The sequence below is a fragment of the Aeromicrobium sp. PE09-221 genome (assembly GCF_002174305.1).
Lineage (GTDB): Bacteria > Actinomycetota > Actinomycetes > Propionibacteriales > Nocardioidaceae > Aeromicrobium.
In genome coordinates this window covers 1-25,112 of the sequence record NZ_MIJB01000005.1, presented here as the reverse complement: position 1 = coordinate 25,112, position 25,112 = coordinate 1, and the positions used below count along the sequence as shown (strand labels likewise).

Genomic DNA, 25,112 nt, shown 5'->3' with positions numbered 1-25,112 from the left:
TTTGCGCAGTACCTTGCCCACGTGCTCCTCGGCGGTCCGCCGGCTGATCACGAGGGCGTCCGGGCACCGGCTCGCCCAGCATCGCGCTGGTGCGCGCGAGAGTCGACCGCACCGTGCGCCGCCACCAGCGGACGGCCGGCAAGGGGGTCTCCTTCAAGGCGTCGCGTCGCCGGGGTATCAGCTCGGTCTCCTGCTGCCAGAAGGCAGAGAGGGCGTGCGCGGTGCGCGCCATCGCGACGATGTCGGGCACACGGTAAAGTTGAGCGGTCTCGACAGCCAGATCCGCGGCCACATCGGCGTCCCCGAGTCGGCCTACCTGGATCAAGACGAAGGCCAGGGCGCAGTATAGCCCCGGCTGCGCGGGAGGCGCGGGACACAGGTGTCACGGTCGCTTCGGCCGGTTGGTTCGAGGGCGATGGGGTGGTCGTCAGCGTCGGTGGCGAGGAAGTGGTTCGAGTGACGGCCGATGCCCAGGGACGCGCCGATGCCCAGCTGACGTCGCCTCATGCCAGTGTCGGGCAGCATACGGTCACGGTGGCCGTGGGTGATGCGAGCGCGGAGGCGATCTTCACTGTGGTGGCCGATCCCGATACGAATCCGACGATTCCGGCGGAGCCGCCGTCGGAGGATGAGCTCACCGATGACAATCGCGGCGGGGTGACGGGTCCCGACACGGCCGTCGAGGGCTCCACGATCGAACTGGTCGTCTCCGGAGCTGAGCCTGGTAGTCGGGTGGGCCCCCATCACCATCATGCAGGCCGATGGCGGGGGTGATGGTGGTGGCGTCGCGGGATGGGCGCTGCTGCTCCTGCTCGGCGGTGCGCTGTCTACTCTCGTGGCATGGCCCGCGCCTTCCGACTGTTGCCTCTCCTGGCGGGTGCGGTCTATCTCGCGGTGTTGGCGCTCGTGGCCTGGTGGCCGACACATGTCGACGCGGGTTTGGGGGTGGTCGATTGGCGGGTGACCCGGGGGCTGGCGACGGTTCTGGGGATCTCCGCCGGTTCGGCCTATGCGGTCATCGAGGTGAGCGCGAATGTGGCGCTGTTCGTGCCCTTCGGCGTTCTCGTCGCCTGGTGGGGCGGATGGGCGTGGTGGCGTGTGGCGATCATCGGTGCTCTGGTGTCGACAGTGATCGAGGCGGTGCAAGCGGTAGCTCCGCTGGATCGCACTGCGTCGGTCGGTGATGTGCTCGCGAACACTGCGGGAGCGGCACTCGGTGCACTGGTGGCGCGGTGGGTCCTTCGGAGACGCTTGGTACGCTAAGTATTAGTCGTCGAGAGGTCCGTCATGCGTGGGGATGCGCCGAGCCAGCCTGTTGTTGCCGAGGAGCTCGAGTCTCTCGATCGCGTGCGTCGGCGGGTGACGGTGATCGGCTTCCTGGCGATCGCCCTGCACGGCGTGGTGGCGCTGCCGCTCGTCGGCCAGTATCTGGCTGAGGACGATCGGATGCCCGAGGCCGTGTTGATGCTGGTGATGACGGCTCTGGCGGGCATGCTGACCGTGGCGATCTCCCGTGTCATCCTCGGGCGTTCCCCCTTGTCGGTGCCGTGGCTGGCCTTCGGTCTGTTGCCGATGCTCGCTGGTGTGTACCTCGTGTGGTGGGCACCCTTCACCCTCCACTGAGATCACGCTCGGGTCGCCGTCGGTGGTTGCGTTTCCATCGGGTGGTGCCGGGTGTGCGGAATTCGGGTACGCCGTCAACGGGGTTGGTGCGGCATTGGAGGTGTCCGGTGTGGATTTGTCGGTGATGTTCGGCGCAGACGGGGATGGCGTCTTTGAGGTTGGTGGTTCCTCCGTCTGCCCAGGTCTCGTCTCCGTGGTGTGCCTCACACCATCCTGGTGGGCGATCGCAGTCGGGTGCGGCGCATCCGGCGTCGCGGTTGGCGATCGCGATCCGCTGATATCTCGTGAATAAGCGTTCTTCGCGTCCGAGGTCGAGGGGAACCGATTCGCCACCGAAGACTTGAGGGAGTAGCTTCGCATCGCATGCCAGCCGGCGGGTCTGTCCGGGGCTCATCCTGGTGCCGTCGGTGGTGATGGTGCCCGGTGCCGCGTCCTCGATCCGGCCCTCCAAGTCCGCGAGGTCCATGTTCACTGTCACCAGGACGTTGTTGCCGCCGTGGTTCGGCAGCCGATCGGTGGGGACGCGTTCGATCAGCTCACAGAATCCCTGACCGACCCGGGTGGCGTACTCCTCGCCACGGTCACGACCGATCATCGACGCGCGCCGCGGCGAGGCGTACGCGTCGAGCACGGTCTTCAACATGGCTGCCTGCGCGTCGGGGATGGTGAACCGGCCACTGGTGGTTCCGTCACCGTTCGCCCACATGGACAGTCTCGTCTGTTCCCAGGCGTGCTGTTCCCGCTCGACCAGGAGTTCGGATTCGTGGCGGTCGACGGTGGTCTTGTCGGCCCACTGGTCGGCGATCCGGTCCGCCCGCGACCGCAGGTCCCTGGGCGTGTACCGGCGGGCGTCGGCGATCAGTGTCTGTTCGGCCAGGACCCGCTGTTCGGGTGTGGTGTTGGTGGGGAGGTTGTTGAGTCCGTCGGTGATGATCCGGGCCTGTCCCAGTGTCAGGTCCCCGGCCGAGAGCGCCTGGTCAGTCAACGACTCCTCGGGAACATCTCTCGCTACTCCGAGGAGCCGGTTTCCGGCGGTGCGGTCATTGCCCAGATCCCTGCCGAGCAGGTCCCCGGTCGAGGCGGCGCCGTGGCGGCGGGCGAGGCGGCTATCGTGGATCACCCGCGCCGCACGGACAGCCAACGCGTCGAGACGGTTCTTCACCCGACCGACCGCGGCACTCAACTGTTGCGCGTCGGTAGGAGTGAGTCCCGCGCGGACGAGGGGGTCGAGACGATCGATCACCCCCTGCAACGCGGCAAGCTCGGCTGCTACCGGTGCGGTGGCCTCGATGTGCTGCGCGACCATCTCTGTTCACCCCCTGACAGTGAAACGCCTTGGTGTCGAACTGGTGTTCGATCTGGTTCCCACTTTAGGGCAACCTGCTGACACTTTCTGCGTCCATCCACACCCACCCCAAACGGGTCCCGTGAGTGATCGGGGCGTGGTAGAAAAGTGATGCTGAAACCGGTGAACGCCGGATGTTTGCCCAGGTCAACAAGTGTGCTCCCCGCACGAGCGGGGATGATCCCTGCCAGTCGTACTCGCGGAACGCCTTGCCGCGGTGCTCCCCGCACGAGCGGGGATGATCCGGCGCATCGACATATTGAGGATCTCGGCTTCCGTGGTGCTCCCCGCACGAGCGGGGATGATCCTTGAAGGAGCTCTTCGGCAGCGACCTAGGTGGGGTGCTCCCCGCACGAGCGGGGATGATCCGCTCACCAAGCCGAACGACGGTCGCAAGATCGAGTGCTCCCCGCACGAGCGGGGATGATCCGCGTCAGCGTCAGCAGCTCGGCCTCACGGCCTGGTGCTCCCCGCACGAGCGGGGATGATCCCCGGCCCCAGCTCATGGCTGTCATGGGCGACGAGTGCTCCCCGCACGAGCGGGGATGATCCCCAGCGCAGGATGCTGGCGATGGTCTTGCCGGAGTGCTCCCCGCACGAGCGGGGATGATCCAGTATTCCGAGTCGGACTCCACGCGATCAAAGCTTGTGCTCCCCGCACGAGCGGGGATGATCCCCGACCCCCGTAGGTGCCGATCCGCATCCGGGGGTGCTCCCCGCACGAGCGGGGATGATCCCGACTCCCCGCTGCCGATCGAGTCCTCTTGGGAGTGCTCCCCGCACGAGCGGGGATGATCCCGTGAGGATCGTCTTCACTTGACCAACGCTATTGTGCTCCCCGCACGAGCGGGGATGATCCCGTGTCGCGCCCACCAGCATCGCCCCCGTCACCGTGCTCCCCGCACGAGCGGGGATGATCCCCTCAACGGCGTTCGGGTATTCGTCCATGTCCAGTGCTCCCCGCACGAGCGGGGATGATCCGGCCCGTTCCGGTGCTCGTGTGGATTCGACTTAGTGCTCCCGCACGAGCGGGGATGATCCCACCACCTCGAGCAAACCGGCCACTGGAACGCAGTGCTCCCCGCACGAGCGGGGATGATCCTTTGAAGGCGTGGCGATCATCGGCAACAAGCTCGTGCTCCCCGCACGAGCGGGGATGATCCTGTGGTCGAGGTCGTAGCAGCCGATGCCGTCGCGTGCTCCCCGCACGAGCGGGGATGATCCCAGGCCCCGTCGCGGCCAGCTCGCCACCTGTCGAGTGCTCCCCGCACGAGCGGGGATGATCCCCGACCGCGCTCACCCTCGTGGGTGTCGCCCTGGTGCTCCCCGCACGAGCGGGGATGATCCCGACAGCGACTCGGCCGCGGTGCGTGCTTGCTTGTGCTCCCCGCACGAGCGGGGATGATCCCATGGCCGACGACATCGCGGATCGGCTCTCCCTGTGCTCCCCGTACGAGCGGGGATGATCCATGGGGCTCCGCTCTGTTCCGGCTGCGCGCCACGCGCCGCGACTGTCCGATGTCATCCGGCCGCGTGCGCGGCGGCGATGATGCGATGGAGCAGGGCGTTGGCCTCATCGAGGTCGTCCTCGGTCATGCCGAGCCGTTCGAGCATGGCCGTCGGCACGTCGAGAGCCCTGGAGCGGAGCGCCCGGCCATCCTCGGTCAGAGTGATCTGCAGCGAGCGCTGATCGTGGGGCGAGCGGACCCGCTCGACGAATCCCATCTGCTCGAGTCTCTTGACCAGTGGCGAGGCGGTGCCTGGATCGAGGGACAGCGTCGCACTGAGCTCACTCAGGCCGAGCCCATCGTCCTGCCAGAGCGCGAGCATCACCAGATACTGCGGATGGGTCAGCCCGAGGGGTTCGAGAGCGGGCTTGTAGGCGGCGATCACCGAGCGGGCAGCCACGGCCAGCGCGAAGCACACCTGTTCGTCGAGGGCGAGGGGATCGCGATCGGCGGGCACGCGGGCAGTCTAGTCGGCGGCCTCGGCATCGCTCGGCGAGCCGACGAACGGCACAACTCCTACGATCGAGATCGGGGAGATGAATCCGACCACTGCCCCGAAGGAGGCGGATCTCGATGGACTCCCCCTCGATGGGGACGATCTTCCTGGCCGAGACTGTCGGTACGGGGATTCTCGTCCTTCTCGGCGGCGGCGTCGTGGCGACCGCTCTGCTGGCGAAGTCCAAGGGCCTCGACGGCGGCTGGCTGATGATCAACTTCGGCTGGGGTCTCGGTGTGTTCGCCGGCGTCAGCGTCGCCTATGCGTCCGGCGCGCATCTGAACCCGGCCGTCTCGGTCGGACTGCTCGTCACGGGCGAGATCGACATCGCCCAGTTCGCGGTCTACATCGCCGCTCAGCTCCTCGGCGCCTTCCTCGGCGCCTGTCTCGTATTCCTGGCCTACAAGCAGCACTTCGATGCCGAGGAGGATGCGACCAGGAAGTTCTCGGTGTTCTCCACGGCTCCGGAGATCCGCTCGTATCCATGGAATGTGGTGACCGAGGTGATCGCGACCTTCGTCCTCGTCTTCGTGGTCATCGCGTTCAGCCGGGTGGGCGATGCGGGCACGGATGCCCCCGCCGGCCTCGCCGCCCTCGGCGCCATGCCCGTGGCGCTCCTCGTCGTCGGCATCGGCGCCTCGCTCGGTGGTCCGACCGGTTACGCCATCAACCCCGCCCGCGACCTCGGCCCGCGCATCGCGCACGCCCTGCTGCCCATCAAGGACAAGGGAACGAGCGACTGGGCCTATGCCTGGGTGCCGATCCTCGGCCCCTTGCTCGGCGGCCTCCTCGCAGGCCTCGCCTCCTACCCTCTGCTGCCTCTGCTGTCCTGACCACGACCCCAAGGAGAGACCCATGACCCAGTACGTGATGGCCATCGATCAAGGCACCACGTCCAGCCGCGCCATCCTCTTCGATCACGACGGCACCGTCGTCAGCACCGGCCAGATGGAGCACGAGCAGATCTTCCCCCATGCGGGCTGGGTCGAGCACGACCCCAAGGAGATCTGGGACAACACCCGCGAGGTCATCGGTCAGGCGCTGAGCCGTGCCAACGTCACCCGCCACAATGTCGAGGCCATCGGCATCACCAATCAGCGCGAGACGACCGTCGTGTGGGACAAGAACACCGGTGAGGCCGTCTACAACGCGATCGTCTGGCAGGACACCCGCACCCAGAAGATCGTGAACGAGCTCGCCCAGGACGGCGGCACCGAGCGCTTCAAGGAGACCACCGGCCTGCCGCTCGCCACCTACTTCGCGGGCACCAAGGTCAAGTGGATCCTCGATAATGTCGAGGGTGCCCGGGAGCGGGCCGAGGCCGGTGACCTGCTGTTCGGGACCACCGACACGTGGGTGCTCTGGAATCTGACCGGTGGCACGGAGGGCGGCGTGCACGTCACCGATGTCACCAATGCGTCGCGTACGCTCTTCATGGATCTGGCGAGCCGGACCTGGGACGAGGACATCCTGGAGGTCTTCGGCGTCCCCGCGTCGATGCTGCCGGAGATCAAGTCCTCGAGCGAGGTGTACGGGCATGCGCACTCGGAGTCGCTGCTGCGTGAGACGCCGATCGCGGGCATCCTCGGCGATCAACAGGCGGCCACCTTCGGCCAGGCGGCCTTCGACCGCGGCGGCGCCAAGAACACCTATGGCACGGGAAACTTCCTGATCGTCAACACCGGCCACGAGATCGTCAAGTCCGATAACGGGCTCATCACCACGCTGGCTTATCAGCTCGGCGATGAGGAGCCCTACTACGCACTGGAGGGGTCGATCGCCGTCACCGGATCCCTGGTGCAGTGGCTGCGCGACAATCTCGGGATCATCTCCTCGGCCCCTGAGGTCGAGCAGCTGGCGGAGTCCGTCGACGACAACGGCGGCGCATACTTCGTCCCGGCCTTCTCGGGCCTGTTCGCGCCCTATTGGCGCCCCGATGCGCGCGGCGCTCTCGTGGGGCTCACCCGCTACATCAACAAGGGGCACATCGCGCGTGCGGTGTTGGAGGCGACGGCCTATCAGACCGCGGAGGTGCTCGACGCCGTCAACTCCGATGCGGAGGTGCCGTTGACGGAGCTGAGGGTCGACGGCGGGATGACCGCCAATGACACGTTGATGCAGTTCCAGGCCGACATCCTGCGGGTCCCCGTGGTGCGCCCGGTGGTCGTGGAGACGACCGCGCTCGGAGCGGCCTATGCGGCGGGCTTGGCGGTCGGCTTCTGGGAGAGCACCGAGGAGCTGGAGCGCAACTGGCAGGAGGACAAGCGCTGGGAGCCCACGATGGACGAGGCCGATCGCGACCGGCTGTACCGCAACTGGAAGAAGGCCGTCACCAAGACCTTCGACTGGGTGGACGAGGACGTCGACTGAGCCGCGTCGACCCGCCGCCTGTCAGACCCCGCGAAAAGTTGTCACGTGCATGACAAGTTATGCGCATATGTGTTCGCATCGTGGGATTTTCCTGCTCAGAACATGTCTCGATTTGGCGCGCGTCTCGTGGCTCGCTAGCGTGGCCTCAGCGCCCACCGCGCCCCGGCTTGGTCGCTGGCGCGGTCATTCGTTCTCGAGCTGGCCGCGGCGAGAGCGCGGTGGGCCGCCTCTTCCCTGAACCGTCCGCATCGGATGCTGGGGCGGGCGGATGGCTCGGCAGTGGGGGCGCTCCGTGCCCGAGCGATGGAGCTTCGCTTCCATGGCGGGACGTCGCCACACGGTCGCGGTGAGCTATCAACCATCGCCGGTGCGTGATCTACCCTCGTCGGTGAGCATTCGCGCGCCGGCGGCGGGAGATGAGCCGGGTCTCAGGTGAGTCGCAGCGCGGAGTGGCGAGGACGCGGAGCCGTCGGCTTGCCGGCCGCGTACTCCTCGGTGCTGACACCGGTCACATCGGCGGGGTCGCGTCCCTCCTCCGCGAAGACCGCGCGGGCGATGTCGGCCCAGGATCGCGGCTCGCCGGTCCCGGTGACGTGGTGCACGCCGAAGGGGGCTTCGCTGTCCAGCAGGGCGAGGATGCCCGCGGCGAGATCGTCCGCGTGGGTCAACCGCCCGATCTGGTCGTCGACCACCGAGGGGCTGATGCCGTCGCGCGCGAGTCGGCGCATCGTGTCGACGAAGTTCTTGCCCTCGCCGATCACCCAGCTGGTGCGCACGATGTAGTGCCGCGGCACGGTCGAGGTGACGGCCTCGCCCGCCGCTTTGGTCTGCCCGTAGACCCCGAGCGGCGACAAAGGCTCGTCGACCGGGTGCTCCTCCACGGTGCCGTCGAAGACGTAGTCGCTCGACACGTTGACGAGGGTCAGTCCGTGCTCGATGGCGATGCGCGCGAGGACGGCTACACCCGTCACATTGACCGCCCAGGCGTCACGGCGTCCCCCCGGGGTCTCCGCACCGTCGACATCCGTGTAGGCGGCGGCGTTGATGATCGTCTGCACGTCATCCCACCGCACGGTGTCGAGGGTCGACGGATCGGCGAGGTCGACGCTGCTCCGGTCGTAGAAGGTCAGATCGGGTCTGGCCTTGCGGAGGGCTCGTCCCAGCTGACCGTTCGCGCCGAGCACGATCGTCTGCTTCGCCGGCACGGGGCTCACCTCGGCGAGCAGGGGATGTCCCTTGTCTTTCTCGGACATCTCGGCGATCTCCGCCGGCCAGGGGATCGCGAGGGCCGGGTCGAGCAGGTTGACATTGGTGTAGGTGGCGTCGGCGCGCCAGTGCGCGTTGACGAGATAGGAGTAGGCCGTGCGGTCCTCGAGAACCTGGAAGGAGTTGGCCACTCCGCGGGGCACGAATACCGCGGTCTCGGGGTTCAGCTCGATCCAGAAGGTGCGCCCGAAGGACTCGCCCTCGCGCAGGTCGACCCAGGCACCGAAGGCGCGGCCCGCAGCGACGGACACGAACTTGTCCCAGGGCTCGGCGTGGATACCGCGGATGGTGCCCGCATCGGCATTGAAGGAGACATTGTTCTGTACCGGTCCGAAGTCCGGCAGCCCGAGAGCCGTCATCTTCTCGCGCTGCCAGTTCTCCTTGAACCAGCCGCGGTTGTCACCGTGGACGTCGAGGTGGACGACGAGGAGACCGGGGATCTGCGTGGTGTCGACGCTGACCATCACTGGCCCTTCGCCGCGTAGCCGGCCTCGACCGCGGCCTTCTTGGGCCGCCACCAGCTCTCGTGGTCGCGGTACCACTGCACGGTCTGTTCGAGGCCCTCGGCGAAGTCGGTGAAACGCGGAGTCCACCCCAGCTCGGTGCGCAGCTTGGTCGAGTCGATCGCATAGCGCAGGTCGTGGCCCGCGCGGTCGGTGACGTGGTCGAAGTCGTCGGCCTCGCGCCCGAACAGCTGGAGGAGCATCTCGACGACCTGCTTGTTGGTCTTCTCGCCGTCCGCGCCGATGAGATAGGTCTCGCCGATGCGACCCCGCTGCAGGATGGTCAGCACGGCGCTGGAGTGGTCCTCTGCGTGGATCCAGTCACGGACATTGGCGCCGTCGCCGTAGACGCGGGGGCGGATGCCGTCGATGAGCCCGGTGATCTGCCGGGGGATGAACTTCTCGATGTGCTGCCACGGGCCGTAGTTGTTCGAGCAGTTGGAGATGGTCGCTCGTACCCCGAAGGAACGCACCCACGCGCGGACGAGCAGATCCGAACCCGCCTTCGTGGAGGAGTACGGGCTCGACGGGTTGTAGGGCGTGGACTCGGTGAAGCGGTTCGGGTCGTCGAACTCGAGGTCGCCGTAGACCTCGTCGGTGGAGATGTGGTGGAACCGGATGTCGTGCTTGCGGGCGGCCTCGAGCAGTGTGTAGGTGCCGATGATGTTGGTGTCGAGGAACGGTCGCGGCCCCTCGAGGGAGTTGTCGTTGTGGGATTCGGCCGCGTAGTGCACGATCGCATCGTGCGTTCCGGCGAGCCGGTCGACGAGCTCGGCATCGGCGATATCGCCGACCACGAGGTCGACTCTGTCCTCGGGGAGCCCCGCGATGCTCTCCCGGCTGCCGGCATAGGTCAGCTTGTCGAGGACGGTGACCCGCAGGTCCGTTTCGCGTACCAGGTGATGCACGAAATTCGATCCGATGAAACCGGCGCCGCCGGTGACCACGATCTTCTCCATGCCCTGACGCTACCAATCGATCCCGTGCGGGTCCTGGGCTCCCGGTAGGCTCGGCACCATGCGCGGAATCATCCTGGCCGGGGGCACCGGATCGCGGCTCCACCCGATCACCCTGGGCGTGAGCAAGCAACTGGTCCCGGTCTACGACAAGCCGATGATCTACTACCCGTTGTCGACGCTGATGACGGCGGGTATCCGCGACATCCTCGTCATCACCACACCCCATGACGCCGCCCAGTTCGAGCGGCTGCTGGGGGACGGTTCGCATCTGGGTGTGAACATCACCTTCGCGCAGCAGCCGAGCCCCGACGGCCTGGCTCAGGCCTTCGTCATCGGCGAGGAGCACATCGGCTCCGAGGGAGCCGCCCTGGTGCTGGGCGACAACATCTTCTACGGCGCCGGCGTGGGTACGAGCCTGCACCGCTTCGACGACACCGAGGGTGCGGCGGTCTTCGGCTACTGGGTCGCCGATCCGACCGCCTACGGTGTCGTGGAGTTCGACGACTCCGGTCGCGCGATCTCGTTGGAGGAGAAGCCGTCCCAGCCGAAGAGCAACTACGCCGTGCCGGGTCTGTACTTCTATGACAACTCGGTCGTCGAGCGGGCCAAGGGCCTGCGTCCCTCGCCGCGTGGCGAGCTGGAGATCACCGATCTCAATCGTCTCTATCTGGACGAGGGCAAGCTCCAGGTCGAGGTGCTGCCACGTGGAACGGCCTGGCTGGACACGGGCACCTTCGACGATCTCGCCGATGCCGGATCCTTCGTACGCACGATCGAGAAACGGCAGGGGCTCAAGATCGCCTGTCCCGAGGAGATCGCCTGGCGTCAGGGATGGCTGAGCGCCGACGAGCTGCGTGCCCGCGCCGAGCCGCTGGTCAAGAGCGGCTACGGCCAGTATCTGCTCGAACTCCTGCCCTGAAGAGTGTGAGGCCGGCGCCCACGGCTGCCACGGCTGCCGCGAGCAGGCCGAGGGGAGTCATGGCGCCGACGGAGGGAAGTGTCAGTCCGGTTGAGGTGGTGTCATCACCCTCGGCGGGAGCCTCACCGCCTGGTGACGGCGGAGGAGTCGGTTCGGGCGGCATCGTCACGGTGAACTGTGCGGCGGGCACGTCGGCGGAGATCAAACCGTCGGACGCGACGCGGACCGGCACTGTCCCGGCAGGGAGCTGGGGTACGGTCACGAGGATCTCCGTATCGGACTCCACCGTGAACTCGGCCACCGTATCCCCGAACAGCACCTCGGTGGTGTCCTCGAATCCTGTCCCGGTGACGCTGACCGCCGTGCCGGGTAATCCGGACGAAGGCGAGAGACCGGAGACTGCCGGCGTCTCGTGGAAGACCATGCCGTAGGCCAATCCCACAGTGTCGATCGCCGTCCATGCGTCGGCCGTGGGGAACCGCCAGACGAAGCCGCCGTCGAGGACGTAAGGGATGCGCTCCGCGCGGAAAGAGAGAACGTACTGGCCGGTGGGGTTGACCACGAGAGCAGGCACTGCGATCGTATGCGTCTCCATGGTTCCGGTACTCGTGAAGGTGAGCGGAGCGGACTCGAACAGCGGCTCGCCGATGGCCTGACCAGTGGTCGCATCCCATTCATGCACAGACACGCTGGTCCGCTCACCCTCATAGGAGCCGGCGGTGATGGTGATCTCGCTCAGGACATCCTGGTTCGCCGGAGGGGTGAAGACGTGCCCCGCCTCTACGACAGAGCCGAACATCATCGTCAACGGGGTTACTGGACGGTCGACGACGGTCCGTGCCGAGGCGGGTGCGAGGAAGAGGAGCGGGATGGCGACCGCAGAGAGCACGGTAACGAGGCGACGCAACATGCGTTTGGGGTCTCCTGATTCGGCGTACCCCGACACCGCGAACGCTATCGACCGCTGGTCGATGCTGTCAAAACGCCCGCATATCTTTCGCGGGCTCCGGTCGCGACACCGGTCGATGACCTTTTCCAAAATGCCAGACAAAGATGTAATTGTGGACTAGGATCGTCGCGAGGTCCGGCACCGGCGGGCCGACGTTCAACGTCAGTCTCCCGATCCCCCCGATGAGCCGGTGTCGGACCTCTCCACGATCTCCTAGATGACGCCGAGAGCGAGCATGGCATCGGCCACGCGCGTGAACCCCGCGATATTGGCGCCGAGCACATAGTCGCCCGGGGTGCCGTATTCCTCGGCCGTCTCGGCGCACCGCTCGTGGATGCCGTCCATGATGTCCGACAGCCGCTGCTCGGTGTACTCGAAGCTCCAGGAGTCGCGCGACGCGTTCTGCTGCATCTCCAGCGCCGAGGTGGCGACGCCGCCTGCATTGGCGGCCTTGCCGGGAGCGAAGAGCACGCCGGCATCGCGGAACAGGCGGACGGCCTCCGGCGTGGTGGGCATGTTCGCCCCCTCGGCGACCGCGGTGACGCCACCGTTCAGCAGCGACTTGGCGTCGGACTCGGAGATCTCGTTCTGGGTCGCACAGGGCAGGGCGACATCGATCGGGGTCTCGTCGGCGATCGACCAGACGCGTCGCCCGTCGCGGTACTGCGCGCCGAGTCGCTCGTCGGCGTAGACCGAGATACGGTCGCGGCGACGCTCCTTGATGTCCCGCAGGAGATCCAGGTCGATGCCCGCCGGGTCGTAGATGGAGCCGGCGGAGTCGGAGGCGCCGACGACGAGACCGCCGAACTCCCTGACCTTCTCGGCGGCGTAGATGGCGACATTGCCGGAACCGGAGACGAGCACCTTCGCGCCGTCGAGGGTATGTCCGGCCAGTTCCAGCATCCGCCGGGCGAAGAAGACCGTGCCGTAGCCGGTAGCCTCGGTGCGCACGAGCGATCCACCCCAGGTGAGCCCCTTGCCGGTCAGGACACCGGACTCGTAGGCATTCGTCATCCGCTTGTACTGGCCGAAGAGGTAGCCGATCTCCCGGCCGCCCACGCCGATATCGCCGGCCGGGACATCGGTGTACTCGCCGAGATGCTGGCTGAGCTCGGTCATGAAGGACTGGCAGAAGCGCATGATCTCGCCATCGCTCTTGCCCTTCGGGTCGAAATCGCTGCCTCCCTTGCCGCCGCCGATGGGCATGCCGGTGAGCGCGTTCTTGAAGATCTGCTCGAAGCCGAGGAACTTGACCGTTCCGAGCATCACCGTCGGATGGAAGCGCAGGCCGCCCTTGTAGGGGCCGAGGGCGGAGTTGAACTGCACGCGGAAGCCGCGGTTGATCTGGACGCGGCCGTTGTCGTCGACCCACGGCACGCGGAAGATGATCTGTCGCTCGGGCTCGCACAATCGCTGAAGGATCGAGGCCTGCGTGTACTCGGGGCGCTTGGCGAGGACGCGTGGCAGCGAGTCGAAGACTTCGCGGACGGCCTGGTGGAATTCGTCCTCACCGGGGTTGCGCGCGAGCACCTGCTCGAGGATGGCGTCGACCTGGTTGTTGCTCATGCGGGCCTTTCTCTGCATGGTCGTCGGAATGACGACGATGACGAACAGATTACGGCGCGTTACGCACACATCACGCGATGGGGCGAGTCGATGGCTCGAAAAGCTCATGCGGCGGGACCAACGGGCAGCGATACACTCAGCCCGTGAAGATGGCCCTCAGTAGGCTCCATGCGTTCTTCGAGCGACGAAGCGGACTGGGGATCCTGTTCGCGATCGTGGCCTATCAGGAGTCGCTCACGCCCTCATTGCTGCCGCGCAGCTGGCTGGCGCAGGGAGTCATCAGCGGCCTGAGCGTCGTCGTCCTCTATCTGCTCGGGACCGGGCTCTCCCGGTTGGCCGCGACCATGCTCCAGGGTCCGCCGCCCGAGCGGGTCCAGCGATGGCGCGTGGTCATCGGTTGGGCGGGTGTGATTGCACTGCCGGTGTTACTGCTGCTGAGCATCCCCGGCCGCCAGGCCGAGTGGCGCGCCCTCGGCTACGACGTGACCGATCACTTCCTGTATCTGGGCGTCATCCTCGTGGTGGTCGCGGTGCTGGTCGTCTGCGGCCTCGCGATCGGCGGCCTGAGGTGGCTCTATCGTCGGGTCTTCCGCGGCGTATCGAAGATCGTGCCGCTGTCGATCGCCGCCGTCGTGAGCGCGCTGGCCGTGACGCTCGTGACCGTGCTCGCGGTGAACGAGTTCGCGTACTCCAGATTCATGGACGCCATCAACGAGACGCGCGCGGGTGCCGATACCGAGATCGACGGGGACGAACCAGCCGATCCGCGAGCCTCGGATGTCGTCGCCTGGGCGTCGCTCGGACGGGAGGGCCGGCGGTTCATCACGCGGGTGCCGAGCGTGGACGATCTCGAGCGCTTCTCAGGGCGCGAGTCGATGGAGCCGATCAGGGTGTTCGTGGGCCGGGCCTCGGATCCGGACTTCGATGGCCGCGCGGCCCTCGCCGTCCAGGAGTTGGAGCGTTCGGGCGCCTTCGAACGATCCGTTCTGCTGATCGTCACCCCCACCGGAACTGGCTGGGTCAACGAACAGATCGTGCAGCCCGTGGAGTACTTCCACGCTGGTGACACCGCAACGGTCGCCGTACAGTACTCACACCTGCCGAGTCCGGTCGCCTTCATATCGGAACAGCATGCGGCGGTGGACAGTGCCAGGGTGCTGCTCGATGCTGTCACTGCGCGCCTGGATCGGATGCCCGAGGATGAGCGTCCGCTGCTGCTGGTGGCGGGGGAGAGCCTCGGCGCCTTCGGCGGCACCGGCGCCTTCGACAACATCGACGAGCTCGTACGGCGCGTCGATGGTTCGCTGTGGGTCGGTACGCCGCCCATGTCGAATCTGCGCCGGGAGGCCGAGCGACGCCGGGACCCCGGTTCGTTGCAGATCCGTCCGCGAATCGAGCGCTTGCCAGAGCTCGTCGTCGGCGGCCGCGAGTCGGAATTCGAGGAGACGACGGCCACACATGCCTTCCTGCAGTTCGCCGATGATCCGATCGTCTGGTGGGACGCGGGGTTGTTGTGGCGGCGTCCGGACTGGCTCTCGGAGCCGCTGGACCCCCGGGTGATGCCGGGCATCTCATGGCGCCCGGTGACCACGTTCCTGCAACTGACGGCCGATCAGATCGTCGGCACGGAGTTCGGCGAGGGGTGGGGGCATCGCTACGGCACGATGCCCCTGATCACCTGGTTCGAGACCTTGGACCCGGAAGGATGGGATGCCGCTCGGCTCGCCGTGCTGCGCACGCACCTCGACGAGATCGCCGACAGCTTCCACGGCCCGGTCGAGTAGCCGCGGGCTTCGGTCACCGCGGTCTGCCGGTTTTGCCTCCGAACGGCGTCAGTGACCGCTACGCTCCGGCCAGGGGACCTCGCGCATCGGGCGGGAGGTCTGGGAGGAGAACTGGCGATGAGGACGAGCGTGCGCCGTGGCGCGTGGCGAACGATCGCGGGCCTGGTGTCCGCGACGCTGATCGCCGTAGGTGCGGCTCCGGCGATCGGCGAGGTCGGGGTCGAGCCGGAACCGGTAATCGCGGAGGCGGAGGCACCGGCCGCCGGGGAGTCGGCGGAGCAGGAGATCGTCCCCGAGGCCGAGGAGATCGCGAGTGAGGACGCCCCGCTCTCACCGGGAGCGGTCGAGGACCTGGAACCGGCCGTCGAGGGGGCGGCAGCGTCCGAGGAGCCGGCGGCCGAGCGTCTCGTCCCCTTCGCGGCGGATCCGCCGCAGGTCACGCTCGCCCAGTCCGAGCTGTCCGCGTCGAAGGCCGCTTCGCTGAATGCCGGCGAGGGTCTGAGCGTCGACATCGGTCCGCATCCCGAGCCGGGTGAGTACCGCATCTTCCTCGACGGGAAGGAGCAGGCCCTCGGGGCGGTGGTTGAGAGCGGCCGACTGACGTGGCGCACGCTGCCGCAGACGCCCGGCACCTATGAGGTGACCGTCGAGGCACCGAGCAGCGTGCTCTCCGACTCGGTCACGCTGACTATCGTGGCCGACCCGGCGGTGACGCTTCCGGGCTTCACCAATGACCGCATCGTCCAGCACCGCGGGTACCAGATCCAGGCGGAGGGTTTCGCGCCCGGCGAACCGGTCTCGGTGACGGCCCTGCACGGATTCACCTACACGAATGGCGAGGCCGACTCGGCCGGCAAGCTGCGCTTCTACGTCAACGCACAGTCCGAGGCCGCCAGCCTCGGCGAGGCCCCGATCCTGACCCTGGAAAGCCCTACGCGCAAGGTCGAGCAAGTCGTGGAGCGTCGCGATCCGAGCTTCGACGTGCCCCAGCGCATCAATCTCGTGGATCTGTTCTTCGGAGGCGTCGTCATCCGCGGTGAGAACCTCCCGGAGGACTTCCCCGTCACGCTCGAGATCGACGGTGAGGACGTCGATACGGTGCGGGTCGCGGGCGGACGAGTCGAGTTCTGGGTGCCCGACTACCTCGATGTCGGCGAGCACAAGGTGCGAATCTACGACCACGTGGGCACGCTCCAGGAGTCGACCTTGGAGATCGTCGATGCGGGGTTCGAGACCGATCTGACCAGCAATATCGCCGGGCGCTGGCTGGACCGTGCCACGCACGCGGAGCACGGCTTCGACCTTCGTATCGAGGGCATCGAGCCTGGATCCCTCGGTTTCGTGGCTCTGCTCGACGCGGAGGGGGTCCCCTTGGTCATCACCGATGCCGAGGCGGATGAGGACGGTGCCATGGGCCTGGAGTTGCCGCGGGAGTTCTTCGAGGAGCTCGAGGCCGGCGACTACACGTTCGAGGCGCTGTTCTTCGCCGAGGTGCCGATGCTGATGTCGGTGACGCCCCTGGCCGCGCCGACCGTCCAGTTCCTGTCCGATGACTTCGTGCTGACCGATCTGTCGATCGACGCGCCGAAGAGCGTCACCCAGCAGCAGTTGTCCGACGGTGTGCTCGTGGCGGGGATGGGATTCCAGCCCGGTGAGCCGGTGACGATCGTGGTCAACGATCTCATCGCCGGTGGGCAGCTCGCCGGCGCCGACACCGGTGTCGAGCTCGGCCTGCCGGGCTTGATCCCGGCCGGCGAGGCCGAGATCTTCCTGGTCAGTGAGGCGGGATATGTCAGCACGACGGTGACCGTGGTCGATGCTCCAGCGGTTCCGGGTGTCGACCCCGTGGTTCCGGGTGTGGGCGACGGGACCGCGGCGGCGGTGAAGCCCGCGGCCGTCCATGGAAGACTGCCGGCCACGGGCGCGGAGGTCTCGGGCGGGCTTCTCGCCTCGGCGGCGCTTCTGGTGCTCGCGGGCGCGGCCGTGCTGAGCCGTCAGCGGCGTCGAGTCTGAGAGACGCCCTTCCGGGTCGGTCGCCGTGTGCGGTCAGCCCGGGAGGGCGTTGATCAATTCGGGGACGAAACGCAGGTGCTCACTGAGCACCCGAGTAGCCCGTTCGGCATCGTGGGCGTTCATCGCGTCGACCAGCTCGCGGTGCTCGCGCTCGATGGTCGCGCGCCGGTGCGGGGCCTCGGTGATGGTGCGGATCGCCAGCCGGATGTGTCGTGGGCGCAGCGCGAGGTAGAGATCGGTCAGGACCGCGTTGCCGCCCTGCTCGACGATGGATTGGTGGAACCGCTGGTCCAGCCGTGCGAAGCTCGACCAGTCCTGTTCGGCCCCTGCTGTCTCCATCTCGTCGAGGATCCCGGGGGCCGCGGCGGGCGCTCCGCGCTCGTGACGGCAGATCTTGGCGAGCGCGGCGGACTCGATGATGAGTCTGGCGTCGTAGATCTCCTGCATCTCGGTGGCCGTGATGACGCGGACCTGCGCCCCGCGACGGGGGACGAGGTCGACATAGCGTTCCGCGTGGAGCCGGTTAAGGGCCTCGCGAACGGGTGTCCGTGATGTGCCGACGGCGCGGGCGAGGGTGGATTCGTCGAGGAAACCGCCCTCGGCGTATTCGCCGCGCAGGATCGCCTCGCTGATGTGCCGGTAGGCGGTCTCGCCGGCCGAAGCGCGCGCGCCTCCTTCGGACAGGAGGGGCATCGGCGGCGTCGGCATGCTGTTCAGCCTATCTGTTGAGTCGGACCCTCCCCGTGTCCCAGGTCACGGTGAAGGTGTAGCCTCTTGTTGTATACACACTGTAGACGTAACGTCCACCGAGCGTGCGCACGCCGGTTCGACTCCGACATCGAGGAGAACGATGAACGAATCCACGACCCCGCGGCACGCCGTCTGGCTGTCCGAGCCGTCGAGCGCGGCGGTCGAGATGGCGGCACTGGCCGGTTACGACACGGTCGTGCTCGATGTCGAGCACGGCACCTTCGACCTGGCCGCGCTCGACTGGATGCTCCCACTGATCCGCGCCCAACGGCTGACCTCCATCGTCAAGGTGCTCGGGCCTGAGCGCGGGCCGATTCAACAGGCCCTCGACCTCGGTGCCAGCGCTGTCGCGATTCCCCACGTGGAGTCCGTCGCGCATGCGGCCGAGGTCACCGCCTATGCCAAGTTCCCGCCGCTGGGCCTGCGCTCCTTCGCAGGCGGTCGCACGTCGGGTTACCGCGGCTTCACCGACGACTGGGTGACCGAGCAGGACACCACCACGCGCTGCTATCCGATGATCGAGGACGCCTCGGCCTTCACCGATATCCAGGGCATCTTGGAGCTGCCCACGGTCGACGGCGTGTTCATCGGCCCCTCGGACCTGTCGCTCCTGCGCGGCCGCGGCGCCTACGGTGTGACCCCGGCCGACCTCGACGACCTGCGGGCCATCGCCCGCGCCGCCCGGGCCGCCGGGAAGCCCTGGATCCTCCCCGCTTGGAGTGACGCCGAGAAGCGGCTCGCCGTCGAGGAGGGTGCCGACACGATGGTGGGGGTCATGCAGTACGGCGCGATGTTTAACGGCTTCACCTCCGCCATGGACACCATGCGCGCCATCGAGAACGAGCACAGAGGTCCCCGATGAGCCTGTACGTCGCCGCGGCGCAGTTCGCACCCACCGAGGACAAGGCCGCCAACATGTCCGAGATCGAGAGTCTCGTGCGCTCGGCGGTCGAGCGAGGCGCCCGCATCGTCGTGTTGCCCGAGTACGCCGTCTTCACCGCGCCCGCGATGGACGATCGCTTCGTCGAGAGTGCCGAATCGCTGGACGGTCCCTCGGTGACACGGCTCGGCCAGCTCTCCGCCGAGACGGGTGCGGCGATCGTCGCCGGGGTGAACGAGACGGCGGGCGACGGGCGCATCCACAACACGCTGGTCGGCCTGCAGGACGGTCAGGTGCGCGCGGTCTACCGCAAGGTCCATCTCTACGATGCCTTTGGCTACCGCGAGTCCGATCGCGTGATCGCCAGCGATCCGGGCGTGCCCGAGCTGCTGGAGGTCGACGGTTACATGATCGGCATGCAGACCTGCTACGACCTGCGCTTCCCGGAGGTCTCGCGCACGCTCGTCGACGCGGGGGCCGATGTCATCGCCCTCCCGGCAGAATGGGTCCCCGGCCCGCTCAAGGAGTTCCACTGGTCGACGCTCCTGCGGGCGCGAGCGATCGAGAACACCGTGTACGTGGTCGCCGCCGACCAGTGCGCGCCGACGGGTGCCGGCAACAGCGTCGTGCTCGACCCGATGGGCAACACGCTCGCAGGGGTCGGCGAGGCCGTCGGCGTCGCCGTGGCCGAGGTGGAGCGGTCGCGTATCGATGCGGTCCGGACCGTCAACCCAGCACTGACACTGCGCCGGTACCGCGTCGTGCCGCGAGAGGAGTGACGAGATGAGGATCAAGACCGCCCGGATCGCGGCGGGCACGGCCGCGCTCGTGGCCGCGACGGGTCTCGTCGCCTGTGGCAGCGGGGCAGGCGACGAGTACGTGCTCCACTACTCGACCTATTCCAATCCGACGTCCGATCAGTCCAAGACCGTCCAGCGGTGGGCTGAGGACGTCGAGGAGCTGACCGATGGCGGTGTCACGGTCAAGTTCCACTACTCCGAGAGCCTGGTCGATGCCGACGAGTCGGTGCAGGCGACCCTCGACGGTCGGGTCGACCTCGCGCAGGTGGGCTCGCTGTACGCGGCCTCGGACCTCTCGATGTACACCGCGGTGGAGCTGCCCTTCGAGTCCTCGAATCCCGAGGCCCATATGGCGGCGATCCAGCGGCTGTACGAGGAGAACGAGACCTTCCGCGAGGATTTCGAACGTCAGGGCGTGCGTCTGCTGTTCCCGCTGCCGATCGGCAACGCGGTGCTGGGCACCACCCAGCCGGTCGAGTCTGTGGACGACCTGCGCGGCCGGAGCATCCGTGCCGGCGGTCTGCTGTCGGAGGTCATGGCGGCGACGGGTGTCAACCCGGTCGCGATGACCGCGACCGATGTGTACGAGTCGATGGAGCGCGGCGTGGTCGGCGGTTACACCTCGCTGGGCATGTCGAATCTGCCTACCTTCGGCCTTTCCCGGTCGACCCCGTACATCGTCGACCCGGGGATCGGCGCCTACGGATCCTCGATCGTGGTCATCAACGAGGACCTCTTCCAGGAGATGCCCGAGCGGTACCAGCAGGCTCTGCTCGACGCGTCGGTGCAGGCGCGTGCCTATGGGATCGAGGAGCTCGACGAACTCGGTCTGCAGGCCTGCGATCAGCTGCAGGAGTCCGGTGCCACGTTCTCTGCCCTCGACGACGAGGACGTCGCCGGGATCCGCGACGAGACCGGCGCGGCGGAAGCCTGGGTCGAGCGGTACGAGGAGCGTGACTACGACGCGCAATCGGTCCTCGACGACTATCGCGACATCCTCGCCGAGGAGAACGCGTCGTCGTCCTATGCCGATGCCCTCGACATCTGCCTGCAGGAGGTGCCCTGATGAGCCCGGTGAGCTTTCCCCGTCCCGTCCGTCGGTTCTCGTCGGTGCTGGTCATCGTGGCGGGCACTGTCTTGCTCGGCCTCGGGATCCTGACCGTCGCCGATGTGTTGAGCCGCAATCTGCAGGGCCAGTCGATCCTCGGTGCCATCGAGATCTCGACCCTGCTTCTCGTGGCCGTCGCCTTCTTCGGGCTGGCGGCAGCGGAGATCGACGGTCGTCACGTTTCGGTGAGTCTCGTCGAGGAGCGCCTCGGCCGTCGGGGCCGGATGGCGATGAGTCTGCTGCGCGCGGTGCTGGTGACGCTGCTCGGGGTCCTGCTCGTGTACGGCATGTTCGGCACCTTCGACAGTGCCCTGGAACGCGGTGAGACCACCAATGATGTTCTCCGGCTGCCGACCTGGCCGGCCAAGCTGGCCGTCGCGCTGTCCTTCTTGCTGTTCTTCATCCTCGCGATCTGGAAGGAGATCCTGACGTTCCGCGCCCTGCGGGCGGGCGAGGATGTTCCCACCAGTGACATCGAGGTGCTCATCGAACAGACCGAGCCCGTGGCCCTGGGAGATTCTCGTGACCGTTGATTCCATCGTGACGCTGGCGCTCGTCATCGTCCTCTTCCTCGGCCTGCTGGCCGTCCGCCTGCACGTAGGGCTGTCCCTCATGCTCGCTGGTCTGGCGGGCGTGGTGGTGTTGCGCGGCACCGGCGCCGCGGTGGGCACCGCGGCCAACCAGCCGTACTCCACCGCTGCGGACTATTCACTGACGATCATCCCGCTGTTCATCGTCATGGGTGTCCTCGCGGTGAACGCCGGACTCGCTCAGGCGGGTTTCGACTTCGCCTCGCGCGTGCTCGGCCGGCTCCCCGGGGGTAGCGCACTGGCGTCGCTGGCGGGCTCGGGCCTCTTCGCCGCCGTGACCGGCTCGAGTGTCGCGACCGTGGCCACGATGGCACGGGTCTCGACCGATGCCATCGTCAAGGCGGGTCTCGGTCTGCGACTGGCCGCCGGCGTGGTCTGCGCCGGCGGCACCTTGGGAGTGCTCATCCCCCCGTCGATCGTCCTCGTGCTCTACGGCGTGGTCGCCAGCGAGAGCATCGGACAGCTCCTGCTCGGGGGCATCGGGCCGGGTCTCCTCACGATCCTCGCGTATGCCGCGACGGCGATGATCATCGTCTCGGTCCGCCGACGTCGGCATCGCGCGACGGCGGTCGAAACGGATACGGCCGACGGCGGGAGCGGTGTCGGGAGGACGGTCACAGCCACCCGCACGGACCCGGCGGCCAAGGTCGATGTCATGGGCGTGGTGTTCCTCGGCGTCATCTTCGGGACTTCCATCGGCACCATCTATCTCGGTGTCGCGACGCCGACCGAGGCCGCCTCCTTCGGTGCGCTGGCCGCACTGATCATCATGCTGTTGCGGGTGCGTCCTCCCCAGTGGGCCGCGCGCCTCAAGGACTCGGTGACCGAGGCGATCGGCCTGACGGCGATGACCTTCCTGCTGATGACCGGCGCGGGGGTCTTCACCTACTTCCTCGCGCTTTCGGGAGCGAGTGCCGCACTGGTGGAAGCGGTGGTCGGCGCCGACCTTCAGCCGTACATCGTGCTAGTGCTGTGCCTGCTGCTGTTGTTGCCGCTGGGGATGTTCCTGGACGGCATCTCGATGATCCTCATCGCGGCGCCGCTGCTGCACCCGATCCTCACGGGGTACGACTTCGACGGGATCTGGCTCGGCATCATCATCGTGAAGGTCGCCGAGATGGCGCTCATCACGCCGCCGGTGGGCATGAACGCCTTCGTCTACTCCGGCGCCGTGCCCGAGGCGGGATTGGGCAAGGTGTTCCGCGGCATCGGACCGTTCATCCTGGCCGATCTCGTGGTGGTCGCGCTGCTCATCGCGGTGCCCGGGATCGTGACCTTCCTGCCGGAGCTGTCCTCTGCCGCATGAGAGCTCCGCAGCGCTCACAGGGTGGACGATTCGTCATATCTTCTCAGCAGAATCTTCGATTGTTTTTCTCCACTAGCCCGTGAAAAGCGGGCATTCCGCGTGCCTCGTCGGCTTCTGTACCTTGTATAAAAGGTGGCTCTCCGCTTTAACGGACGCTAGCGTCCCCCGCAACGGGGTGCCAGAGGTGTGATCCCGTTGTTCTGCTCGGATATCGGCCCTCGGCCGATCCATAGTTCGGATGGGGACTCATGGATTCACATTGGAATCGTCTAAGAAACGGGCCATCGCGGTCCAACTCGAGAAGTACAGTCCGTCGATGGGTAGCCGCGGGAGCGGCGGGGGCGCTCGTCGGCGGGATGTTGGGAGCAGGCGCGGCGACCGCCGCACCAACGGATGACTCTGAAGCCCTCGGCCAGGTCATCTACTCGGATGTGCTCGATATGCAGCTACTCGAAACCGCCTTCGTGGAGAGCGGTAACCTGAGTGCGCCGAACCCGGAACCAAATCCGCTCAATATCGGCGCGCTCGGAATCTCCCTTCCCCTCGGCGGCGGTATTTCTGTTCCTCTGATCAGCACGCCCGAGGGGAGCGGTCTGCTCGACCTCGGCGAGGTCGGCGTGCTGCACTCCTTCGCCTCCTCGCCGTCGGCTGATAGCTCGGTGGCCAGCGCCGGTGCGGTCGGCGCGGACGGCACTATCGCGATCGATCAGGAGAACCCGGGTGCGTACGGTCCGGCCACGGTCAACCTGATCGACCTGCTCCGCCAGCTCGACCTGGACGGCGTCACCGATCAGCTGATCGACCAGTTCGAGCTCGAGCTCGGCGCCATGGCCTCGCGGGCCGAGGCGACCGGTGCCGATGTCGACTCTGAGTACGTTCTCGCCGATCTCGGCCTGAACTTCCGCGCCCCGGCGATCGGCGGTGTCGTCGGCGCGGTCGACGGCGTGGTCGGCGAGGCGGGCACGGCCATCAACGGTTTGCTCGGTCCGGAGGGTGCGATCAACACCCTCGTCGCAGGCGTTGTCTCCGCGCTCGACGCGATCAACGTCCTGGGCACCGGTGTGAACGCGTCGTTGAACGATCTCAGCATCGATACCACCGGTCTCGTCAACAGCGTCCGCACCGAGCTCCTGCAGACGCCGATCAACAACGCGACTGGCAATGAGGACGGTACGGTCAACGACGATGCGTCGATCAACATCGACCTGTCGACCGGTGCGGTCAACGTCAACCTCGAGCAGCTGCTCGTCGGCCCCGACGGTCCGTATGAGGGGCGTACTCTCAGCACCCTGCCGGCCAACACGGACGTGCTGTCCGATGACGTGGTCAACACCATCGTCAGCGGCGTCACCAATGCACTGACCGGCGATGCGTCCGACTACCCGAACGCGCTGACGGCGAAGGTCACCAATCTGGTGACGGACGCCGTCTATGGCCTGGGCGTCGACATCGACATCCAGCTGGGTGCGACCTTGGCGGGTGCGACGATCGCGGATACGCGCATCGTCCTGCAGGACGATGCCGGCAACCCGGCAACGCTGGGCGGCATCATCGGCGTTGAGGGATTCCCGCCTGCCAGCCTGGAGATCCTCGATACGGATGGCCTCGGTGCTGTGCTCGGGCTGATCACGCCGATCCTCAACCCGGTGGTCGGCCAGCTCGGTCCCCTGCTGCAGCCGGTGATCGACACCCTGATCAGCAACCTGTCGAGCACGCTGAACAGCATCACCCAGCCGATCGTCACCGGTCTGCTCGGCGATGATGCTCTGCTGAAGACGATCATTGATCAAGTCGCCTCGATCACGATCAATGATCAGCCGACGCTGAAGGAACCGGCACAGCCGAGCCATCTCGAGAATGGCGAGGGGTTCACAGTCAGCGCCCTGAGCCTTGGGCTCTTCCCGGGTGCTTCGGTGGTGAACCTGGACCTCGCCTCCTCGTCCGTGCGGGCGCAGGAGGAGGCGATCGAGCCGGTCGTCATCACCGATCCTTCCGACGGGGATGAGATTCCGGTGGGTTCGGACGACACGGCCACCGTGCCCGTCTCGGGTACCGGCGAACCGGGAGCGACCATCGAGGTCACCGTCGGTGACTTCACCGGATCGACCACGGTCGAGGAAGACGGCACCTGGACGCTCGACGTTCCGGGTCTGGAGATCGGCGATCACACGATCGTGGCCGAGCAGTTCGTGGACGAGGAGTCCACAGGCTCTGATTCGGTGGACATCTCCGTCGTCGATGGCGATGCGGGTACGGATCCCGACGCGGGTACGGATCCTGACGCCGGAACTGACCCGGATGCGGGTACGGATCCGGATGCGGGTACTGATCCTGACGCCGGTACTGATCCGGATGCGGGTACTGATCCGGATGCGGG

The 25,112-nt window shown here is 67.1% G+C and carries 21 protein-coding genes and 1 CRISPR repeat array; of the genes, 14 read left to right on the top strand and 7 right to left on the bottom strand.

What is annotated here, in order from left to right; all coding sequences use genetic code 11:
* The first annotated feature begins 420 nt into the window (after positions 1-420).
* The 3 genes from BHE97_RS02715 (at position 421) to BHE97_RS02705 (ending at position 1,623) form a co-directional block, all read left to right on the top strand.
* Entirely contained in the window at positions 421-774 is a 354-nt protein-coding gene (locus BHE97_RS02715) for a hypothetical protein (RefSeq protein ID WP_087622488.1), read from the top strand.
* Positions 775-840: 66 nt separating this feature from the next.
* Positions 841-1,263, top strand: a complete 423-nt coding sequence (locus BHE97_RS02710) for a VanZ family protein (RefSeq protein WP_170931220.1) — start codon at positions 841-843, stop codon at positions 1,261-1,263.
* A gap of 24 nt (positions 1,264-1,287) precedes the next feature.
* Positions 1,288-1,623 carry a hypothetical protein gene (locus BHE97_RS02705; RefSeq protein ID WP_087622486.1) on the top strand — a complete coding sequence of 112 codons (336 nt, stop codon included), beginning with the start codon at positions 1,288-1,290 and terminating at the stop codon, positions 1,621-1,623.
* Here the strand turns inward: BHE97_RS02705 and BHE97_RS02700 are convergent.
* Complete coding sequence (locus BHE97_RS02700; protein ID WP_087622485.1) at positions 1,610-2,929, bottom strand: HNH endonuclease signature motif containing protein; 1,320 nt, start codon at positions 2,927-2,929, stop codon at positions 1,610-1,612. The two genes, BHE97_RS02705 and BHE97_RS02700, sit on opposite strands and share 14 nt — an antisense overlap.
* A gap of 195 nt (positions 2,930-3,124) precedes the next feature.
* A CRISPR array of direct repeats spans positions 3,125-4,437; the repeat unit is 28 nt; unit sequence GTGCTCCCCGCACGAGCGGGGATGATCC.
* A 52-nt stretch (positions 4,438-4,489) separates the two neighbouring features.
* On the bottom strand, positions 4,490-4,933 hold the full coding sequence (locus BHE97_RS02695) for a MarR family transcriptional regulator (RefSeq protein WP_087622484.1): 444 nt from the start codon (positions 4,931-4,933) through the stop codon (positions 4,490-4,492).
* Positions 4,934-5,043: 110 nt separating this feature from the next.
* Between BHE97_RS02695 and BHE97_RS02690 the strand changes: the two genes are divergently transcribed.
* Both BHE97_RS02690 and glpK read left to right on the top strand, forming a co-directional pair.
* A complete protein-coding gene (locus BHE97_RS02690) occupies positions 5,044-5,805 on the top strand; it encodes an MIP/aquaporin family protein (RefSeq protein WP_201791293.1) in 762 nt (253 codons plus the stop codon).
* A 22-nt stretch (positions 5,806-5,827) separates the two neighbouring features.
* A complete protein-coding gene (gene glpK, locus BHE97_RS02685; protein ID WP_087622482.1) occupies positions 5,828-7,342 on the top strand; it encodes a glycerol kinase GlpK in 1,515 nt (504 codons plus the stop codon).
* A gap of 428 nt (positions 7,343-7,770) precedes the next feature.
* Here glpK and BHE97_RS02680 read toward each other — a convergent pair whose 3' ends face one another.
* The gene (locus tag BHE97_RS02680; RefSeq protein ID WP_087622481.1) at positions 7,771-9,072 is read right to left on the bottom strand and encodes a bifunctional dTDP-4-dehydrorhamnose 3,5-epimerase family protein/NAD(P)-dependent oxidoreductase; all 1,302 of its coding nucleotides are present in this window, start codon (positions 9,070-9,072) and stop codon (positions 7,771-7,773) included.
* On the bottom strand, positions 9,072-10,070 hold the full coding sequence (gene rfbB, locus BHE97_RS02675) for a dTDP-glucose 4,6-dehydratase (protein ID WP_087622480.1): 999 nt from the start codon (positions 10,068-10,070) through the stop codon (positions 9,072-9,074). The genes BHE97_RS02680 and rfbB overlap by 1 nt, the downstream gene beginning before the upstream one ends.
* A gap of 58 nt (positions 10,071-10,128) precedes the next feature.
* Here rfbB and rfbA point away from each other — a divergent pair, with 58 nt between their 5' ends.
* The gene (gene rfbA, locus BHE97_RS02670) at positions 10,129-10,989 is read left to right on the top strand and encodes a glucose-1-phosphate thymidylyltransferase RfbA (RefSeq protein WP_087622479.1); all 861 of its coding nucleotides are present in this window, start codon (positions 10,129-10,131) and stop codon (positions 10,987-10,989) included.
* On the opposite strand, the gene BHE97_RS02665 is transcribed toward rfbA, so the two are convergent.
* Positions 10,946-11,878, bottom strand: coding sequence for an IPT/TIG domain-containing protein (locus tag BHE97_RS02665; RefSeq protein WP_170931219.1), 933 nt, complete (start codon positions 11,876-11,878; stop codon positions 10,946-10,948). The genes rfbA and BHE97_RS02665 overlap by 44 nt on opposite strands.
* A gap of 273 nt (positions 11,879-12,151) precedes the next feature.
* Positions 12,152-13,504 carry an NADP-specific glutamate dehydrogenase gene (gene gdhA / locus BHE97_RS02660; protein WP_087622478.1) on the bottom strand — a complete coding sequence of 451 codons (1,353 nt, stop codon included), beginning with the start codon at positions 13,502-13,504 and terminating at the stop codon, positions 12,152-12,154.
* A gap of 149 nt (positions 13,505-13,653) precedes the next feature.
* Between gdhA and BHE97_RS02655 the strand changes: the two genes are divergently transcribed.
* Both BHE97_RS02655 and BHE97_RS02650 read left to right on the top strand, forming a co-directional pair.
* Positions 13,654-15,288 carry an alpha/beta-hydrolase family protein gene (locus BHE97_RS02655; RefSeq protein ID WP_236757506.1) on the top strand — a complete coding sequence of 545 codons (1,635 nt, stop codon included), beginning with the start codon at positions 13,654-13,656 and terminating at the stop codon, positions 15,286-15,288.
* A 117-nt stretch (positions 15,289-15,405) separates the two neighbouring features.
* A complete protein-coding gene (locus BHE97_RS02650; protein ID WP_087622476.1) occupies positions 15,406-17,301 on the top strand; it encodes an LPXTG cell wall anchor domain-containing protein in 1,896 nt (631 codons plus the stop codon).
* A gap of 33 nt (positions 17,302-17,334) precedes the next feature.
* Here the strand turns inward: BHE97_RS02650 and BHE97_RS02645 are convergent, their stop codons facing one another.
* The gene (locus BHE97_RS02645; protein ID WP_087622475.1) at positions 17,335-18,009 is read right to left on the bottom strand and encodes a GntR family transcriptional regulator; all 675 of its coding nucleotides are present in this window, start codon (positions 18,007-18,009) and stop codon (positions 17,335-17,337) included.
* A gap of 142 nt (positions 18,010-18,151) precedes the next feature.
* Here BHE97_RS02645 and BHE97_RS02640 point away from each other — a divergent pair, with 142 nt between their 5' ends.
* From BHE97_RS02640 to BHE97_RS02615, 6 genes are all read left to right on the top strand, one after another.
* Positions 18,152-18,913, top strand: a complete 762-nt coding sequence (locus tag BHE97_RS02640; RefSeq protein WP_087622474.1) for an aldolase/citrate lyase family protein — start codon at positions 18,152-18,154, stop codon at positions 18,911-18,913.
* Complete coding sequence (locus BHE97_RS02635; RefSeq protein WP_087622473.1) at positions 18,910-19,710, top strand: carbon-nitrogen hydrolase family protein; 801 nt, start codon at positions 18,910-18,912, stop codon at positions 19,708-19,710. The genes BHE97_RS02640 and BHE97_RS02635 overlap by 4 nt, the downstream gene beginning before the upstream one ends.
* A gap of 4 nt (positions 19,711-19,714) precedes the next feature.
* Positions 19,715-20,797 carry a C4-dicarboxylate TRAP transporter substrate-binding protein gene (locus BHE97_RS02630; RefSeq protein ID WP_087622472.1) on the top strand — a complete coding sequence of 361 codons (1,083 nt, stop codon included), beginning with the start codon at positions 19,715-19,717 and terminating at the stop codon, positions 20,795-20,797.
* The gene (locus BHE97_RS02625; RefSeq protein WP_087622471.1) at positions 20,797-21,372 is read left to right on the top strand and encodes a TRAP transporter small permease; all 576 of its coding nucleotides are present in this window, start codon (positions 20,797-20,799) and stop codon (positions 21,370-21,372) included. The genes BHE97_RS02630 and BHE97_RS02625 overlap by 1 nt, the downstream gene beginning before the upstream one ends.
* A complete protein-coding gene (locus BHE97_RS02620; protein WP_087622470.1) occupies positions 21,362-22,735 on the top strand; it encodes a TRAP transporter large permease subunit in 1,374 nt (457 codons plus the stop codon). The genes BHE97_RS02625 and BHE97_RS02620 overlap by 11 nt, the downstream gene beginning before the upstream one ends.
* Before the next feature lie 440 nt (positions 22,736-23,175).
* On the top strand, positions 23,176-25,112 hold a 1,937-nt coding region (locus BHE97_RS02615), incomplete at its 3' end, for a choice-of-anchor G family protein (RefSeq protein ID WP_236757497.1).

Coding starts and splice junctions, on each gene's coding strand:
- BHE97_RS02710 (WP_170931220.1), top strand. CDS start 841: ATGGCCCGCGCCTTCCGACTGTTGCCTCTCCTGGCGGGTGCGGTCTAT.
- BHE97_RS02705 (WP_087622486.1), top strand. CDS start 1,288: ATGCGTGGGGATGCGCCGAGCCAGCCTGTTGTTGCCGAGGAGCTCGAG.
- BHE97_RS02700 (WP_087622485.1), bottom strand. CDS start 2,929: ATGGTCGCGCAGCACATCGAGGCCACCGCACCGGTAGCAGCCGAGCTT.
- glpK (WP_087622482.1), top strand. CDS start 5,828: ATGACCCAGTACGTGATGGCCATCGATCAAGGCACCACGTCCAGCCGC.
- BHE97_RS02680 (WP_087622481.1), bottom strand. CDS start 9,072: ATGGTCAGCGTCGACACCACGCAGATCCCCGGTCTCCTCGTCGTCCAC.
- rfbB (WP_087622480.1), bottom strand. CDS start 10,070: ATGGAGAAGATCGTGGTCACCGGCGGCGCCGGTTTCATCGGATCGAAT.
- rfbA (WP_087622479.1), top strand. CDS start 10,129: ATGCGCGGAATCATCCTGGCCGGGGGCACCGGATCGCGGCTCCACCCG.
- gdhA (WP_087622478.1), bottom strand. CDS start 13,504: ATGAGCAACAACCAGGTCGACGCCATCCTCGAGCAGGTGCTCGCGCGC.
- BHE97_RS02655 (WP_236757506.1), top strand. CDS start 13,654: ATGGCCCTCAGTAGGCTCCATGCGTTCTTCGAGCGACGAAGCGGACTG.
- BHE97_RS02650 (WP_087622476.1), top strand. CDS start 15,406: ATGAGGACGAGCGTGCGCCGTGGCGCGTGGCGAACGATCGCGGGCCTG.
- BHE97_RS02645 (WP_087622475.1), bottom strand. CDS start 18,009: ATGCCGACGCCGCCGATGCCCCTCCTGTCCGAAGGAGGCGCGCGCGCT.
- BHE97_RS02640 (WP_087622474.1), top strand. CDS start 18,152: ATGAACGAATCCACGACCCCGCGGCACGCCGTCTGGCTGTCCGAGCCG.
- BHE97_RS02635 (WP_087622473.1), top strand. CDS start 18,910: ATGAGCCTGTACGTCGCCGCGGCGCAGTTCGCACCCACCGAGGACAAG.
- BHE97_RS02630 (WP_087622472.1), top strand. CDS start 19,715: ATGAGGATCAAGACCGCCCGGATCGCGGCGGGCACGGCCGCGCTCGTG.
- BHE97_RS02625 (WP_087622471.1), top strand. CDS start 20,797: ATGAGCCCGGTGAGCTTTCCCCGTCCCGTCCGTCGGTTCTCGTCGGTG.